Source organism: Pseudoxanthomonas sp. CF125, assembly GCF_900104085.1.
GTDB lineage: Bacteria > Pseudomonadota > Gammaproteobacteria > Xanthomonadales > Xanthomonadaceae > Pseudoxanthomonas_A.
On the sequence record NZ_FNLD01000004.1, the window covers coordinates 13,507 to 29,203 of the forward strand.

Consider the following 15,697-nt stretch of genomic DNA (forward strand, 5'->3'; position numbering starts at 1 on the left):
ATTTGCAGGAGACCAAGCAACATGACGGTTACCACACAGCAGGTGCTGCGCCCCCGCGGCCCGCAAATCGAACGCCTTGGCGACAATCGCGCCAAGGTCGTGATCGAGCCGCTGGAACGCGGCTACGGCCACACCCTGGGCAATGCGCTGCGTCGCGTGCTGCTCTCGTCCATCCCCGGCTTCGCGATCACCGAAGTCGAGATCGACGGCGTTCTGCACGAATACAGCACCATCGAAGGCCTGCAGGAAGACGTGCTTGAAGTCCTGTTGAACCTGAAAGACGTCGCCATCCGCATCCACACCGGCGACAGCTCCACCCTGACCCTGGCCAAGCAGGGCCCGGGCGTGGTCACCGCCGCGGACATCAAGACCGACCACAACGTCGAAATCCTGAACCCGGAACTGGTCATCTGCAACCTGACCAAGGACACGGCGATCAACATGCGCCTGAAGATCGAGCGCGGCTTCGGCTACCAGCCGGCCGCCGCCCGTCGCCGCCCGGATGAAGAAACCCGCGCCATCGGCCGTTTGATGCTGGACGCTTCGTTCTCGCCGGTCCGCCGCGTCGCCTATGCGGTGGAAGCCGCACGCGTCGAACAGCGTACCGACCTGGACAAGCTGGTCCTGGAAATCGAAACCAACGGCACCATCGACGCCGAGGAAGCCGTGCGCACCGCCGCCGACATCCTCAGCGACCAGCTGTCGGTGTTCGGCGACTTCACCCACCGCGATCGCGGTGCGGCCAAGCCGGCCGCCAGCGGCGTGGATCCGGTGCTGCTGCGCCCGATCGACGACCTGGAGCTGACCGTGCGTTCGGCCAACTGCCTCAAGGCCGAGAGCATCTACTACATCGGCGACCTGATCCAGAAGACCGAAGTCGAACTGTTGAAGACCCCGAACCTCGGCAAGAAGTCGCTGACCGAGATCAAGGAAGTCCTCGCACAGCGCGGCCTTTCCCTGGGCATGAAGCTGGAAAACTGGCCGCCGGCCGGCGTTTCCCAGCACGGCATGCTCGGCTGATCCAATAGTTGTAACGGGTCCCCGCAGCAACTGCGGGGATCCGGTTGAACATGCAACATTGAGCACGCAACACAACGCCGACGCGCCCGAAGGTGCGCGGCGATGCCCGATCAGGACGAACGGGCTAGGGCCATCCGCAGTCCAAGCACCAACGCCATGATGGCGACAGCGAACTCCAACAGCATCAACATTAACCAGGAATCAAGACCATGCGCCACCAGAAAGCCGGCCGCAAATTCAGCCGCACCAGCGCCCATCGCCAGGCGATGTTCAGCAACATGGCCGCTTCGTTGATCAAGCAGGGCCTGATCCGCACGACCCTGCCCAAGGCCAAGGAACTGCGCCGCGTCGCAGAGCCCCTCATCACTCTGGCCAAGGTCGATGGCGTCGCCAATCGCCGCCTTGCTTTCGCGCGTCTGCGCGACAAGGAAGCGGTGGGTACGCTGTTCACCACCCTGGGCCCGCGCTACCAGTCGCGTCCGGGCGGCTACCTGCGCATCCTCAAGTGCGGTTTCCGCTCCGGCGACAATGCGCCGATGGCGTATGTCGAACTGCTGGACCGTCCGGAAGCGGCGGCACTGTCGGCTGAGTAATCCAAGCCTGCAGCAAGCTATATACAGACCCCGGCCTGGCCGGGGTTTTGTTTTTCTGGCCGCCGGCATGAGTTAGCCGGCCAGCCGGCACTTGTGGCATGTGACGGTGCGGGCGTGCGCGGAGATAATGGCCGCCATCGTTTTCGAACAGGTTTGCCATGAATCCCTTTCAGTGGTCTTTCCGCACCCAATTCCTGACCGGGTTCGCCATCTGCGTGGCGCTGCTGGGGTTCGCCTTCTACTCGCAGTACCAGTTGGGTCTGAACCCATGCCCGTTGTGCACGTTCCAGCGTGGGGCATTCGTATTGCTGGCGGTGGTGTTCCTGATCGGCGGCCTGCACTCGCCAAAGAGCGCAGGCGGTCGCGGCGCGTACGGCGGGCTGGCCCTGGTGGCTTCCGCTCTGGGCCTGGCAGTGGCCGGACGCCACGTCTGGCTGCAGCACCTGCCCGCCGACAAGGTGCCCGCCTGCGGTCCGGACTTGGCGTACATGATGGAAGCGTTCCCTTTCGCCGATGTGCTGCGCAAGGTGTTCACCGGCTCGGGCGAGTGCGCGGTGGTGGACTGGACCTTCCTGGGCCTGTCGATGCCGGAGTGGAGCCTGGCCTGGTTCCTGGCCTTGCTGGCCTGGGCGCTGTTCGCCGCATTCGGCCGGCGTAAGTTGCAAGCGTAACGACATTTTGACGCGGCGCATCAATCTGGCAACATGGTGATCCGCTGAGTGACAGCTGATCAAGTAGCCCCACCATGAGCAATACCGACCGCAATCTCCGTGCCGTGAATCTTCCCACCGACTGGGCGCCCGCTTCCTGGCGTTCGCGCACGGCGGTGCAGATGCCCACGTATCCGGACGCGGAGGCGTTGGAATCGGCGTTGGGCGAACTGCGCCAGTTGCCGCCGCTGGTGACCTCGTGGGAAATTTTCTCGCTGAAGAAGCAACTGGCCGAGGCGCAGGAAGGCAAGCGCTTCCTGCTGCAGGGCGGCGATTGCGCCGAGAGCTTCAGCGATTGCGAATCGGGCCTGATTTCCAACCGTCTGAAAGTGCTGCTGCAGATGAGCCTGGTGCTGGTGCACGGTCTGCGTTTGCCGGTGGTGCGCGTGGGCCGCTTCGCCGGTCAGTACGCCAAGCCGCGTTCGACCGACACCGAAACCCGCGACGGCGTGACCCTGCCGAGCTACCGCGGCGACCTGGTCAACCAGCCGGAATTCACCGCCGAAGCGCGCATTCCCGATCCGCGCCGCATGATCAAGGCGCACGCGCGTTCGGCGATGACCATGAATTTCGTGCGCGCACTGATCGATGGCGGCTTCGCCGACCTGCATCACCCCGAATACTGGAACCTCAACTGGGTGGGCTATTCGCCCAACGCCAACGAATACCAGCAGATGGCCACTTCCATCGGCGATGCGGTGCGTTTCATGGAAACGCTGGCCGGCTCGGAAGTGCATAACCTCAACCGCATCGATTTCTACACTTCGCACGAAGCGCTGTTGCTGCCGTACGAAGAAGCGCTGACCCGCGAGGTGCCGCGCCAGTGGGGCTGGTTCAATCTGAGCACGCACTACCCGTGGATCGGCATGCGCACCGCGGCGGTGGACGGCGCGCACGTGGAATACCTGCGCGGCGTGCGCAATCCGATCGCGCTGAAAGTCGGGCCGTCGGTGAATCCCGACCAGCTGCTGCGCCTGATCGACATCCTCAATCCGGAAGACGAGCCGGGCCGCCTGACCTTCATCCATCGCATGGGCGCGGCGCAGATCGCCGAGAAGCTGCCGCCGCTGCTGGATGCGGTGCGCCGCGACGGCCGCCGCGTGCTGTGGGTGTGCGATCCGATGCACGGCAATACCGAAAGCACCTCCAACGGCTACAAGACGCGCCGCTTCGACAATATCCGCGGCGAAGTGGAGCAGTCGTTCGATCTGCACGCCGCCGCCGGCACCCGCCTGGGCGGTGTGCATCTGGAGCTCACCGGCGAGGATGTGACCGAATGCACCGGTGGTGCGCGCGAACTCACCGATATCGATCTGGAGCGCGCTTACCGCTCCACGGTGGATCCGCGTCTGAACTACGAGCAGTCACTGGAGATCGCGATGTCGATCGTGCGCAAGCAGAACCAGCTGGCCGCACCCGCGGCGCGGTAATTCGTCTGCGGGACTTTGCTGCTGCCCATCCTTAGGTAGATGGGCTGATTAGGGGTTGATCGACGCGCCCCTGATCGGCGCGTCGCTTCAGCGCGCAGGTTTGCGCGCGACGGTCACGCTGGGCAGGTACTGCGGCGGCATACGCGCGCCGGTGAGCTGCTCATAGGCATAGCCCAATTCGATGAGCCGCGGCTCGCTCCAGGCGGCGCCCATGAAAACGATACCCAGCGGTAGCCCGTTGCTGCTGCCCATCGGAATGGTCAGGCTGGGATAGCCGGCCACGGCCGCAGCGCCATAACCGGCGCCGGGGAAGTGGTCGCCGGTCAGCGGATCGGTCACCCAGGCCGGGCCGGTGGCAGGGGCGATCAACGCATCCAGCCGTTGCGCCTTGAGCGCAGCATCGATGCCTTCGGGACCGGCGAGGCGGCGCGCGCGCGATCGGGCGCTGATGTATTCCATTTCGCCCAGTCCGCCCTTGGCGTTGGCCTGCTCGAACAACTCCTGCCCGAAGAACGGCATTTCCGAAGTCGGGTATTGCTGGTTGTAGCCGATCAACTGCGACAGGGTCTTGAGCGGCGCATCGTGCTTCTGCAGGTAGCGTTCCAGCCCAGCCTTGAATTCGTAGAGCAACAGCGTGTTTTCGTCGTCCGACCATTGGCCGTCGGTCGGGATCTCGGCATCGACGACGGTCGCGCCAGCCTCGCGCATGGTTTTGATGGCCACTTCCATCGCCGCGGCGGCATCGGGATGGATCGACAGCTTGCTGCGCATCACGCCGATGCGCGCGCCTTTCAGTCCATCGGCATTCAAATGCGAGTGGTAGTCGAGCGTGGTGTTCCAGGCGGTGTTGGCGGTCGCTGGATCTGCGTTGTCGCGGCCCGCCAGCACGGTCAGCAGATAGGCCGCGTCGGAGACGTTGCGGGTCATCGGTCCCGCAGTGTCCTGGCTGAAGGAGATGGGGATGATGCCGTCGCGGCTCACCAGGCCGACGGTGGGCTTCAATCCCACCAGCCCGTTCATCGCGGCAGGGCAGATGATGCTGCCGTCGGTCTCGGTACCGATCGCGGCCACGACAAGATTCGCCGATACCGCCACCGCGCTGCCGGAGCTGGAGCCGCAGGGGTTGCGATCCAGGGCATAAGGATTGCGCGTCTGTCCGCCGCGGCCGCTCCAACCGGAGGTGGAGCGGGTGGAACGGAAATTGGCCCATTCGCTGAGGTTGGTCTTGCCCAGAATCACCGCGCCGGCTTCGCGTAGGCGACGGACCAGGAATGCGTCGGTCTTGGGGCGGAAATCCTTCATCGCCAGCGAACCGGCGGAGTTGGCCATGGGCGTGGCGCCGATGTTGTCCTTGAGCAGTATCGGGATGCCGTGCAGCGGCCCGCGAACGGAATTGGTCTTGCGTTCTACATCGCGCAGGGCCGCTTCCTTCAGCGCCTCGGGATTGATCTCGATCACTGCATTGAGCGTCGGCCCCGTCTTGTCGATGGCGGCGATACGGTCCAGGTAGGCCTGGGTGAGGGTGCGGCTGTCCAGCTCGCCCTTTTGCATGCGGGTCTGCAGGTCGCTGATATCGGTTTCGGCGAAGATGAAATCGGTGGGTTCGGTCGCCGACGGAGCGGCGGCATCGGGCGCTTTGGGGCCGCATGCGCCAAGCGCGAGCGTGAGGGCCAGCAGAAGCGGTATGCGCCGCATTGTGTTTCGTCCCCGGGAAGGTGCGTAGGGCAGGCTACTCAGCATCCGTGGGGCGCGCAATCTCGGCGTTGGCGGGCGTGCGCCGCTTGACCAGATCGCGCGCCAGTACCGCCACCACGATCAGATTGAGCATCAACACCGCCCAGGTGTGCCAGCCGTGGTGGTGGTAGAGCGCGTACACATCCAACGGCAGATAGGCCGCAGTACCCACGCAGCCCAGCCAGGAAGCCCATGCCTTGGCCCGCCACAGACCCCACGCCTCGACCAGGCGCCAGACGGCGTAAAGCGACACGACCGCCACCGCCAGATGCACGGCGCCGGGGTTGATGGCGTCGAGCAGCGAGGGCAGGGTGCCGTGATCGGGGTTGAGGTTGAATTTGGCGATCAGCGCGGCAATCACATTGCGCAGCGGCTGCGGCCCCAGCACTTCCAGGCTGGCGGCCGCGACCAGGGCCAACAGGCCCTTCAGGCCCTCGAACAGGGCCAGCACATGCAAACCCGGATGCGCTTGCGGAGCCGGGTTGTAGGCGGTTTCCGTCACTACTGCGACGCGCTACTGGACAGGCCCGATCAGGCGGCGCGTGAGGCGCGCTTGCGGTCGCTTTCGCTGAGGAATTTCTTGCGCAGGCGGATTTCCTTCGGAGTGACTTCCACCAGCTCATCGTCCTCGATGAAGTCCAGCGCCTGCTCCAGCGTGTACTTGATGGCCGGGGTCAGCTTGATCGCGTCGTCCTTGCCCGAAGCGCGCATGTTGGTCAGCGGCTTGGTCTTGATGGCGTTGACGGTCAGATCGTTGTCCTTGGAATGGATACCGATCAGCTGGCCTTCGTACACGTTGTCGCCTTCGGCGGCGAACAGCTTGCCGCGCTCTTCCAACGGACCGAGCGAATAGGCCGGCGTGGCGCCCGCGGCATTGGCGATCATCACGCCGTTCTGGCGCTTGGCGATGGCGCCCTGTTCCTTGGGACCGTAATGGTCGAACACGTGGAACAGCAGGCCCGAACCCTGGGTCAAGGTACGGAACTCGTTCTGGAAGCCGATCAGGCCGCGGGCCGGGATCATGTAGTCCAGGCGCACGCGTCCCTTGCCGTCCGGCTCCATGTTCTTCAGCGCGCCCTTGCGGACGCCCAGCTTTTCCATGACGCCGCCCTGGTGCTGCTCTTCGATATCGACGACCAGCTGCTCGACCGGCTCCATCTGCTGCCCGTCGATTTCCTTGATGATGACTTCCGGGCGCGACACGGCCAGCTCGAAGCCTTCGCGGCGCATGGTTTCGATCAGCACCGACAGGTGCAACTCGCCGCGGCCTGAGACCAGGAACTTGTCCGGATCGGAACCTTCTTCGACCTTCAGCGCGACGTTGTGCAGGGTTTCGCGCTCCAGGCGTTCGCGGATCTGGCGGCTGGTGATGAACTTGCCGCCGCTATGCTCCTTGCTGCCGGCGAACGGCGAATTGTTGACCTGGAAGGTCATCGAGATGGTCGGCTCGTCGACGGTCAACGCGGGCAGCGCTTCGGGCGTGTCCAGCGCGCAGATGGTGTCGGAGATGCTGAGGTCGGCCACGCCGGAAATGGCGACGATGTCGCCGGCTTCGGCTTCTTCCACTTCGATGCGCTCCAGGCCCAGGAAGCCGAGCACCTGCAGCACCTTGCCCTGGCGCTTCTTGCCGTGGCGGTCGATCACGCTGACCGGCATGTTGGTGCGCACCTTGCCGCGCTGGATGCGGCCGACGCCGATCAGGCCGACGAAGTTGTTGTAATCCAGCTGGCTGACGCGCATCTGGAACGGACCTTCGCGGTCCACGTCCGGCGGCGAGACGTGCTTCATGATCGCTTCGTACAGCGGGGTCATGTCGCCTTCGCGGGCGGAATCATCCAGGCTGGCGTAGCCGTGCAGCGCCGAGGCGTAGACGATGGGGAAGTCGAGCTGTTCGTTGGTCGCGCCCAGCTTGTCGAACAGGTCGAACACCTGGTCGATCACCCAGTCCGGACGCGCGCCGGGACGGTCGATCTTGTTGACCACCACGATCGGCTTGAAGCCCATCGCGAAGGCCTTCTGGGTGACGAAGCGGGTCTGCGGCATCGGGCCGTCCATCGCGTCGACCAGGATCAGCACCGAGTCGACCATCGACAGCACGCGCTCCACTTCGCCGCCGAAGTCGGCGTGTCCGGGGGTGTCGACGATGTTGATGCGGTTGCCCTGCCAGTTGATGGCGGTGTTCTTGGACAGGATCGTGATGCCACGTTCCTTTTCCTGGTCGTTGCTGTCCATCATCCGCTCGGTGGTGACCGTGCGTTCGCTGAACGTGCCCGACTGCTTGAGCAGGCAGTCTACGAGGGTGGTCTTGCCGTGGTCGACGTGGGCGACGATGGCGATATTGCGGAGGTTCTGAATGGACATGACGAAAGGCGCGATTTTGGAGCCGCGCTCGGGGCAGGGAAGGAAGCCGCGTATTATAGCGGGTTAAATCCGTGCTTTAGCTCGGGAGCGGCCCGGAAAGGGACCGGATTCGTACCGCCGCCGCCGGTTTGGCGGTTTTTATCGGTAAAACCGCCCCAATCTGAAGAATTCGCTGAACCGTTTTCCTTCGCTGTCATCAACCATGGAGTCCCCAATGTCCCTGACCGCCACCTTCGACACCGCCCGCGGCCCCATCAAGATCGAGCTGTACCCCGACAAGGCCCCGCTGACGGTGGCCAATTTCGTGAACCTGGCACAGCGCGGCTTCTACGACGGCCTCAGCTTCCACCGGGTCATCCCGGATTTCATGATCCAGGGCGGTTGCCCTGAAGGCTCCGGCCGCGGCGGCCCGGGCTACCGCTTCGAGGACGAAACCAACAACGGCGTGCGCCACGACCGCGGCGTGCTGTCCATGGCCAATGCCGGCCCCAACACCAACGGCAGCCAGTTCTTCATCACCCACGTGCCTACTCCGTGGCTGGACGGCAAGCACACCGTATTCGGCAAGGTCCTCGAAGGCCTGGACGTGGTGGACAGCGTGGCCGGCGGCGATGCCATCAACTCGGTGAAGATCGAAGGCGATGCCTCGGCCGTACTGGCCGCCAACGCCGACCGCGTGGCCGAGTGGAACCGTCACCTCAGCGCCTGAGGCGTTCGGGCTGGCGTGGGAGGGGTTTTGGCCCCTCCCGCAACGGCAAGCCGACCGGCGGTCCATGCTAAAATTTTGCGCCGCAATAAACGGTCCGCGGCAGTCAGTCCGTTCCCTCACCCCACGAGGTTTGCAATGCTCCAGTTAGCAGGACGCATGGGCCGCGCCAAGCCCAGCGCGATCATGGCGGTCGCCGAAAAGGCCAAGAAGCTCAAGGCCGCCGGCCGCGACATCATCAGTTTCTCCATCGGCGTCCCCAATTTCCTGCCCGGCGAACACGTTTACCAGGCCGCGCGCGATGCGCTGGCCAAAGACTCGGGCCAGTACGGTTCCAACCGCGGCGCCGATGCGCTGCTGGATGCGTTCCTGAAACACATGGAAGACCTGGGTCTCACCGGCTACACCCGCGCCAATGTGTCCACCGGCATCGGCGCCAAGCATGTGCTCTACAACCTGGCCGAGGCGCTGCTGGACGAAGGCGACACCATCGCTTTCCCGGCGCCGTACTGGACCACTTATGTCGATATCGCCGAGATCGTGAACGCCAGGATCCTGGAACTGCCGTGCCCGGCCAGCCAGGACTACAAGCTCACCGTCGCCCAGCTCGACGCCGCGCTGGCCACCAAGCCGAAGGTGTTCCTGTTCAACAATCCTTCCAATCCGACCGGCATGGTCTATACGAAGGAAGAAATCATCGCCCTGGCCGATGTGCTGGCGAAGTATCCGGACACCTGGATCATCACCGACGACATCTACAACCGTATGCTGTTCGACGGGTTGGAGTACTACAACTTCGTGCAGGCGCGTCCGGAGTTGCGCGAGCGCACCGTGTTCGTCGATTCGCTGTCCAAGACCTATGGCATGCCGGGTTGGCGCGTGGGTTTCATGGCCGGTCCGGAGTCGATCGCCAAGGCGGTGACCACGCTCAACTCCAACCACATCACCAACATCCCCGAAGTGACCACCGCGGCCGCCATCGCCGCGCTGTCCGGCCCGCAAGACGTCACCGAAGCCAAGAACCTGGAGTTCCAGGGCAAGCGCGATCAGGTCATGGCCGCGCTCGCAAAAATACCGGGCGTAGTGTGCCCGCGTCCGCAGGGCGCGTTCTACGTGTTCCCGGACATCAGCGTGGCCTTCGGCAAATCGCATGATGGCAACGTGATCCACAACGACATCGATTTCTGCAATGCCTTGCTGGAAGCCAAGGGCGTGGCCTGCGTGCCGGGTTCGGCCTTCGGCGAGCCGCGCGCGCTGCGGATCAGCTATACCTGCCCGACACCGCAGCTGGCGCCGGGCATGCAGCGGATCCAGGAATTCTTCGCCGAGTTGAAGTAACCCGCCGGGCGCCCGTTGCCCGCCACAACATTTTTGAGGATTCGCACCATGAAGACCCCCGTTCGAGTTGCCGTCACCGGCGCCGCCGGCCAGATCGGTTACGCCTTGCTGTTCCGCATCGCTTCCGGCGAAATGCTGGGCAAGGACCAGCCGGTGATCCTGCAGTTGCTGGAGCTGCCCATCGACAAGGCCCAGGCCGCGCTGAAGGGCGTGATGATGGAGCTGGAAGACTGCGCATTCCCGCTGCTGGCCGGCATGGTCGGCACCGACGATCCGGAAGTGGCGTTCAAGGACGCCGACGTGGCCCTGCTGGTCGGCGCGCGTCCGCGCGGCCCGGGCATGGAGCGCAAGGATCTGCTGCTGGAAAACGCCAAGATATTCACTGCCCAGGGCGCGGCGTTGAACAAGGTCGCCAGCCGCAACGTCAAGGTGCTGGTGGTCGGCAACCCCGCCAACACCAATGCCTACATCGCCATGAAGTCGGCCCCGGATCTGCCGGCCAAGAACTTCACCGCGATGCTGCGCCTGGACCACAACCGCGCGCTGTCGCAGCTGGCCAACAAGGCCGGCGTAGCAGTGGGCGACATCCAGAACCTGATCGTGTGGGGCAACCACAGCCCGACCATGTACCCGGACTACCGCTTCGCCACCGTCAACGGCGTTTCGCTGAAGGACAAGATCAACGATGCGGCCTGGAACAGCGATGCGTTCATCCCGCAGGTAGGCAAGCGCGGTGCGGCGATCATTGAGGCGCGCGGCCTGTCTTCGGCGGCGTCCGCTGCTAACGCGGCCATAGACCACATCCACGACTGGGTGCTGGGCAGCAACGGCAAGTGGGTGACCATGGGCGTGCCGTCGGACGGCAGCTACGGCATTCCCGAAGGCGTGATGTATGGCGTGCCGGTGACCACCGCCAATGGCGAATACACCCGCGTCGAAGGCCTGGAAATCGATGCCTTCAGCCGCGCGGCCATGGACAAGACCCTGGCCGAGCTGGAAGAAGAGCGCGCCGGCGTGGCGCATCTGCTGGGCTGATCTTTGCACTCAAGCGAGACCTACGACGCCGGGCTTGCCCGGCGTTGTTGTTTCCGACGTCCGCGAACTTTCCGCAGCCAGTGGTGCGCCTCCCCCTTTGAAAAAGGGGGATTGAGGGGGATTTGCTTTTGCTTCTGACTTTGCTGTTGCTCCAATGAAGAGCAAGAGCAAGAGCAAATCCCCCGTAGCCCCCTTTTCCAAAGGGGGCAAAGCCAAAGCCAAAGCCAAAGCCAAAGCCAAAGCCAAAGCCACAGGCCCACGGTGGACTAAGACCATGGTCGGGCGGCTACGCGCGCTTTGCGGGTCTATGCTCCGCGGGTGAATGCACTCGGGGCCACCGAAATGGGCTACGAAGAGACCTATCGCCGTTCGATCGAACAACCCGAAACCTTCTGGGCCGAGGAAGCCAAGGCCATCCATTGGCATAAGCCGCCGCAGCGGATACTCGATTACTCCAATCCACCCTTCCGTCAATGGTTTGTGGGTGGTGAAACCAATCTCTGCTACAACGCAGTCGACCGGCACCTGCCCGAGCGCGCCGACCAGCTGGCCCTGGTCGCCATCTCCACCGAAACCAACGTTACCCGCGAGATCACTTATGCCGAGCTGCATCGCGAGGTCAATGCGTTCGCGGCCATCCTGAAGAAACTCGATGTCGGCCGAGGCGACCGCGTAGTCGTCTACATGCCCAATATGGCCGAGGCGGTGTTCGCCATGCTGGCCTGCGCGCGCATCGGCGCAGTGCATTCGGTGGTATTCGGCGGGTTCGCCGCGCACAACCTGGCGCTGCGGCTGGACGATGCGACGCCGAAACTGCTGATCGCCGCCGATGCCGGCATGCGCGGCGGCAAGGTGCTGCCGTACAAGGCGCTGGTGGACCAGGCTTGCGCGCAGTCGCAATCCCCACCGCCCAAGGTGCTGATCGTCTCGCGCGGACTCGATCCGGCGCTGCCGAAGGTCGAGGGACGCGATGTCGACTACGCCACGCTGCGCGCGGAAGTCGGCGATGCGGAAGTGCCGGTGGAATGGCTGGAGTCCAACGAACCCAGCTACTTGCTCTACACCTCCGGCACGACAGGCAAGCCCAAGGGCGTGCAGCGCGACGTGGGCGGCTATGCGGTGGCATTGGCCTTGTCGATGCGTACCGTGTTCGACGTCGCCCCGGGGCAGGTGATGTTCTCCACTTCCGACGTGGGCTGGGCGGTGGGCCATTCCTACAACGTGTACGGACCGCTGATCGGCGGGGCCACATCGCTGCTGTACGAAGGGTTGCCTTTCAGCCCCGACGCCGGCATCTGGTGGTCGCTGTGCGAGAAGTACGGCGTGCGCACCATGTTCTCCTCGCCCACTGCCATCCGCGTGCTCAAGAAGCACGACGCGTCCTTCATCCGCAACCACGACCTGTCGAAGCTGCAATACCTGTTCCTGGCCGGCGAGCCGCTGGACGAGCCCACCGCGCACTGGATCCACGACGCGCTGCGCAAGCCGATCATCGACAACTATTGGCAAACCGAAACCGGCTGGCCGGCGATCACCTTGTTGCCGGGCCTGGACATGAAGCCGGTCAAGTTCGGCTCGCCGGGGTTTCCGAATCTCGGTTACCGGATGAAAGTGATCGACGAAAGCGACGGTGTCGAAGTGGCGGTCAACCGGAAAGGCGTGCTGGTGATCGAACCGCCGTTGCCGCCCGGGTGCATGACCACGATCTGGAACGACGATGCGCGCTTCGTCAGCAGTTATTTCAGCCACTTCAAGGAACTGCTGTACAGCTCGCTGGACTGGGCGATCCGCGACGAGGATGGCTATACCTTCATCCTGGGCCGCACCGACGATGTGATCAACGTGGCTGGCCATAGGCTCGGCACGCGCGAGATCGAGGAATCGGTTTCCGGTTATGGCGGGGTCGCCGAGGCAGCGGTGATCGGCGTTCACGACGAACTGAAGGGACAAGTGCCGGTGGTGTTCGCCACTTTGCGGAAAAACACCGAAGAACCGCACGAGCGCGTCGCTGCCGCAGACGGCATGCGTCGCGCGGTGGAGCACAACCTGGGCGCGGTGGCGCGTCCGGCGCGCGTTTACATCGTCAATGCCTTGCCCAAGACGCGTTCGGGCAAGCTGCTGCGGCGCTCGCTGCAGGCGCTGGCGCAGGGCACCGATCCGGGCGATCTTTCCACGCTGGATGATCCCAATGCGTTGGAAGAAATAAAAAAAGCGTTGCTGCGGGGGCCGGAGGTGGGGAGTTGAAACGCGGGGAGGTATTGCGATGCGCGTCGCCGCTATCCATTGCACTGCTCTTGCTTTCGGTGAAAGGCGCGCTAACTCGAAGCGATTCAATACTCAACGGCGTCATCCCGGCGAATGCCGGGATCCATCCGGCCGGTTATGCGCGCTTTCCGGAAAGCCACTTCAATTAAGCGCCGAGTGTTTACTGCTGCGGAATTGTCGTGGCAGCCAAGGATGGATCCCGGCATTCGCCGGGATGACGGTCGATACGGAAAGGACTTGTCATTCGTCCAGCGCCGGAGACACTCCGGTGTAGCTTGCGCGTGGACGGATCAGCCTTCCCAGCGCCTGTTGCTCCAGCGCATGCGCCAGCCAGCCGGCCAGGCGTCCGGCGGCGAACATCACCAGCGCTGGCGTGGCCGGCAATCCGTGGGTCTGGCAGATCGAGGCCAGCAGGAAGTCGATATTCGGACGTTGGCCGCTGATTTCCTCGGCGACCGCGATGATTTCCTCCAGGCGCGACATCATCGGTGTGCCCATCTGCGTTTGGCGGAGACGGGCGAGGATCTCGGCGGCGCGTGGATCGCCGTGCGGGTACAGCGCGTGGCCGAAGCCTGGCAGGTCATCGCCGCGCTGCCAGCGGGTTTCGATGAACTTGCGTACCGACGGTGCCTCGCCCGCATCGGCGATCAGGGCATGCGTGCGCGCAGTGGCGCCGCCGTGGCGAGGACCCGACAAAGCGGCCAGTCCGCTGCAGACGGTGGCATGCAGGTGCGCGCCGGTGGAAGCGACCACGCGTGCGGCGAACGCGGAAACGTTGAGTTCGTGATCGGCGCAGACCACCAGCGCCGCGCGCACGAGTTCGGCGAAATTCTCATCGCCCGGTTTCCAACTGTTGGCCAGCAGGCGATGCACCGGACCCGCGTACGGCGGCTGCGCGACCAGCAGTGCGGCGTTGTGGCGCAGCAGGGTCGCCGCGATCTCGTGGCGTACGCGCGGCGCGGAGTTGAAGGAATGGCGTACTTCCAGCGCCAACAGAGGAATCGCCGACATCGCGCGTTCCAGCGGCGGCAAGCGTGCGTCGTTGGCGATCGCAGCCACGGTCGCGGGCCAGTGCGGGTCGATTTCCAGCGCGAAGGGGTCCTGCTCGCCGCAATCCCACAGCAGGCGGGCGATGTCTTCCAGGGTGTCGCCCTCGCGCGCGGCGCCGATCGCGGACTTGCCCCGGTAGTAGGGGCCATCGGGACGGATCAGCGAGATCCGGGTTTCCAGCACCGGCAGGCCTCGGTCCAGGCTCTGTGCCGCGCCTCTGGCCGCGCCGCGTCCGGCCTGCTTGCGTTGCGCCAGCCGCTCCACATCCTGCCGCGGATACAGGCGGCTGCGGTGGTCCGGGCCGGGGCGCGATTCCAGCAGGCCGCGGCTGACGTAGGCGTACAGCGTGGCCTGGCTGATGCCGAGCAGGCGGCAGGTGTCGCGGGCGGAGAGCAGGTCGGCGGCCATGGCGATATGTTGATCGATTGGATCAAGATTGATCAATGCTCCCGATGGTGCCAGATTTGCGGCCCGACGAGGGGCGTACCATTCGCGCACCTCCACCGCCCGGCCTGCCGCGCTGCGGCGGACCATCACCAGGAGTCCTGCCGCATGAGCAACCCGTCCGCTGGCGCCCCCGCTTCACCGGGAATGAAGTTCCGCGCCGCGCTGGCCGCTGAATCGCCCCTGCAGGTGATCGGCGCCATCAACGCCAACCACGCGCTGCTGGCCAAGCGCGCCGGCTATCGCGCCATTTATCTTTCTGGCGGCGGGGTCGCGGCCGGTTCGCTGGGCCTGCCGGACCTGGGCATCAACACCCTGGAGGACGTGCTGGTGGACGTACGCCGGATCACCGACGTGTGCGACCTGCCGTTGCTGGTGGATATCGATACCGGTTTCGGCCCCAGCGCCTTCAACATCGAACGCACGGTGAAATCGCTGATCAAGGCCGGCGCGGCCGCCTGCCATATCGAAGACCAGGTGGGCGCCAAGCGTTGCGGCCACCGTCCGGGCAAGGAGATCGTGAGCGCCTCCGAAATGGTGGACCGGGTCAAGGCCGCCGCCGATGCCAAGACCGATCCCGACTTCTTCCTCATTGCACGCACCGATGCGATCCAGGTCGACGGCGTGGACGCGGCCATCGAACGCGCCATCGCCTGCGTGGAAGCCGGCGCCGACGGCATCTTCGCCGAGGCCGCCTACGACCTGCCCACCTACCAGCGTTTCGTCGAAGCGGTGAGGGCGCCGGTGCTGGCAAACATCACCGAGTTCGGCAAGACGCCGCTGTTCACTCGCGAGGAACTGGCTTCGGTGGGCGTGGCTATCCAGCTTTATCCGCTGTCGGCGTTCCGCGCCATGAACAAGGCCGCTGAAGCCGTGTACACCGCGATACGCCGCGATGGCCACCAGAAGAATGTGGTGGACATGATGCAGACGCGCGAGGAGCTGTACGAGCGCATCGGCTATCACGAGTTCGAGCAGAAGTTGGATGCGTTGTTCGCTGCTAAGAAATAG

13 protein-coding genes are annotated in these 15,697 nt (G+C 64.5%); 9 read left to right on the forward strand and 4 right to left on the reverse strand.

Annotated elements, in window-relative coordinates; genetic code table 11:
• The first annotated feature begins 21 nt into the window (after positions 1-21).
• The 4 genes from rpoA to BLR66_RS17660 all read left to right on the forward strand — a co-directional run bounded on the left by rpoA (position 22) and on the right by BLR66_RS17660 (position 3,753).
• Positions 22-1,020: a DNA-directed RNA polymerase subunit alpha gene (gene rpoA, locus BLR66_RS17645; protein WP_093289969.1), complete on the forward strand. Its 999-nt coding sequence runs from the start codon at positions 22-24 to the stop codon at positions 1,018-1,020.
• Between the two features lie 209 nt (positions 1,021-1,229).
• On the forward strand, positions 1,230-1,613 hold the full coding sequence (gene rplQ / locus BLR66_RS17650) for a 50S ribosomal protein L17 (RefSeq protein WP_093289970.1): 384 nt from the start codon (positions 1,230-1,232) through the stop codon (positions 1,611-1,613).
• Between the two features lie 158 nt (positions 1,614-1,771).
• Positions 1,772-2,284 (forward strand): disulfide bond formation protein B, encoded by a 513-nt coding sequence (locus tag BLR66_RS17655; RefSeq protein ID WP_093289971.1) that lies wholly within the window; start codon positions 1,772-1,774, stop codon positions 2,282-2,284.
• A 74-nt stretch (positions 2,285-2,358) separates the two neighbouring features.
• Positions 2,359-3,753: a class II 3-deoxy-7-phosphoheptulonate synthase gene (locus BLR66_RS17660; protein ID WP_093289972.1), complete on the forward strand. Its 1,395-nt coding sequence runs from the start codon at positions 2,359-2,361 to the stop codon at positions 3,751-3,753.
• Between the two features lie 87 nt (positions 3,754-3,840).
• On the opposite strand, the gene BLR66_RS17665 is transcribed toward BLR66_RS17660, so the two are convergent.
• From BLR66_RS17665 to typA, 3 genes are read right to left on the reverse strand one after another with little or no spacing between them, the layout of a single operon-like run.
• Positions 3,841-5,448, reverse strand: coding sequence for an amidase (locus tag BLR66_RS17665; protein ID WP_093289973.1), 1,608 nt, complete (start codon positions 5,446-5,448; stop codon positions 3,841-3,843).
• A gap of 34 nt (positions 5,449-5,482) precedes the next feature.
• The gene (locus tag BLR66_RS17670) at positions 5,483-5,989 is read right to left on the reverse strand and encodes a DUF2127 domain-containing protein (protein ID WP_093289974.1); all 507 of its coding nucleotides are present in this window, start codon (positions 5,987-5,989) and stop codon (positions 5,483-5,485) included.
• A gap of 29 nt (positions 5,990-6,018) precedes the next feature.
• The gene (gene typA / locus BLR66_RS17675; RefSeq protein WP_093289975.1) at positions 6,019-7,848 is read right to left on the reverse strand and encodes a translational GTPase TypA; all 1,830 of its coding nucleotides are present in this window, start codon (positions 7,846-7,848) and stop codon (positions 6,019-6,021) included.
• A 214-nt stretch (positions 7,849-8,062) separates the two neighbouring features.
• On the opposite strand from typA, the gene BLR66_RS17680 reads away from it, so the two are divergent.
• The 4 genes from BLR66_RS17680 (at position 8,063) to prpE (ending at position 13,171) form a co-directional block, all read left to right on the forward strand.
• On the forward strand, positions 8,063-8,557 hold the full coding sequence (locus tag BLR66_RS17680; RefSeq protein WP_093289976.1) for a peptidylprolyl isomerase: 495 nt from the start codon (positions 8,063-8,065) through the stop codon (positions 8,555-8,557).
• A 135-nt stretch (positions 8,558-8,692) separates the two neighbouring features.
• A complete protein-coding gene (locus tag BLR66_RS17685; protein WP_093289977.1) occupies positions 8,693-9,892 on the forward strand; it encodes an aminotransferase class I/II-fold pyridoxal phosphate-dependent enzyme in 1,200 nt (399 codons plus the stop codon).
• A gap of 48 nt (positions 9,893-9,940) precedes the next feature.
• Positions 9,941-10,927, forward strand: a complete 987-nt coding sequence (locus tag BLR66_RS17690) for a malate dehydrogenase (RefSeq protein WP_093289978.1) — start codon at positions 9,941-9,943, stop codon at positions 10,925-10,927.
• Between the two features lie 342 nt (positions 10,928-11,269).
• The gene (gene prpE / locus BLR66_RS17695; protein ID WP_093289979.1) at positions 11,270-13,171 is read left to right on the forward strand and encodes a propionate--CoA ligase; all 1,902 of its coding nucleotides are present in this window, start codon (positions 11,270-11,272) and stop codon (positions 13,169-13,171) included.
• A gap of 261 nt (positions 13,172-13,432) precedes the next feature.
• On the opposite strand, the gene BLR66_RS17700 is transcribed toward prpE, so the two are convergent.
• Positions 13,433-14,650 carry a citrate synthase family protein gene (locus BLR66_RS17700; RefSeq protein WP_255402769.1) on the reverse strand — a complete coding sequence of 406 codons (1,218 nt, stop codon included), beginning with the start codon at positions 14,648-14,650 and terminating at the stop codon, positions 13,433-13,435.
• A 144-nt stretch (positions 14,651-14,794) separates the two neighbouring features.
• Between BLR66_RS17700 and prpB the strand changes: the two genes are divergently transcribed.
• Positions 14,795-15,697, forward strand: coding sequence for a methylisocitrate lyase (gene prpB, locus BLR66_RS17705; RefSeq protein ID WP_093289980.1), 903 nt, complete (start codon positions 14,795-14,797; stop codon positions 15,695-15,697).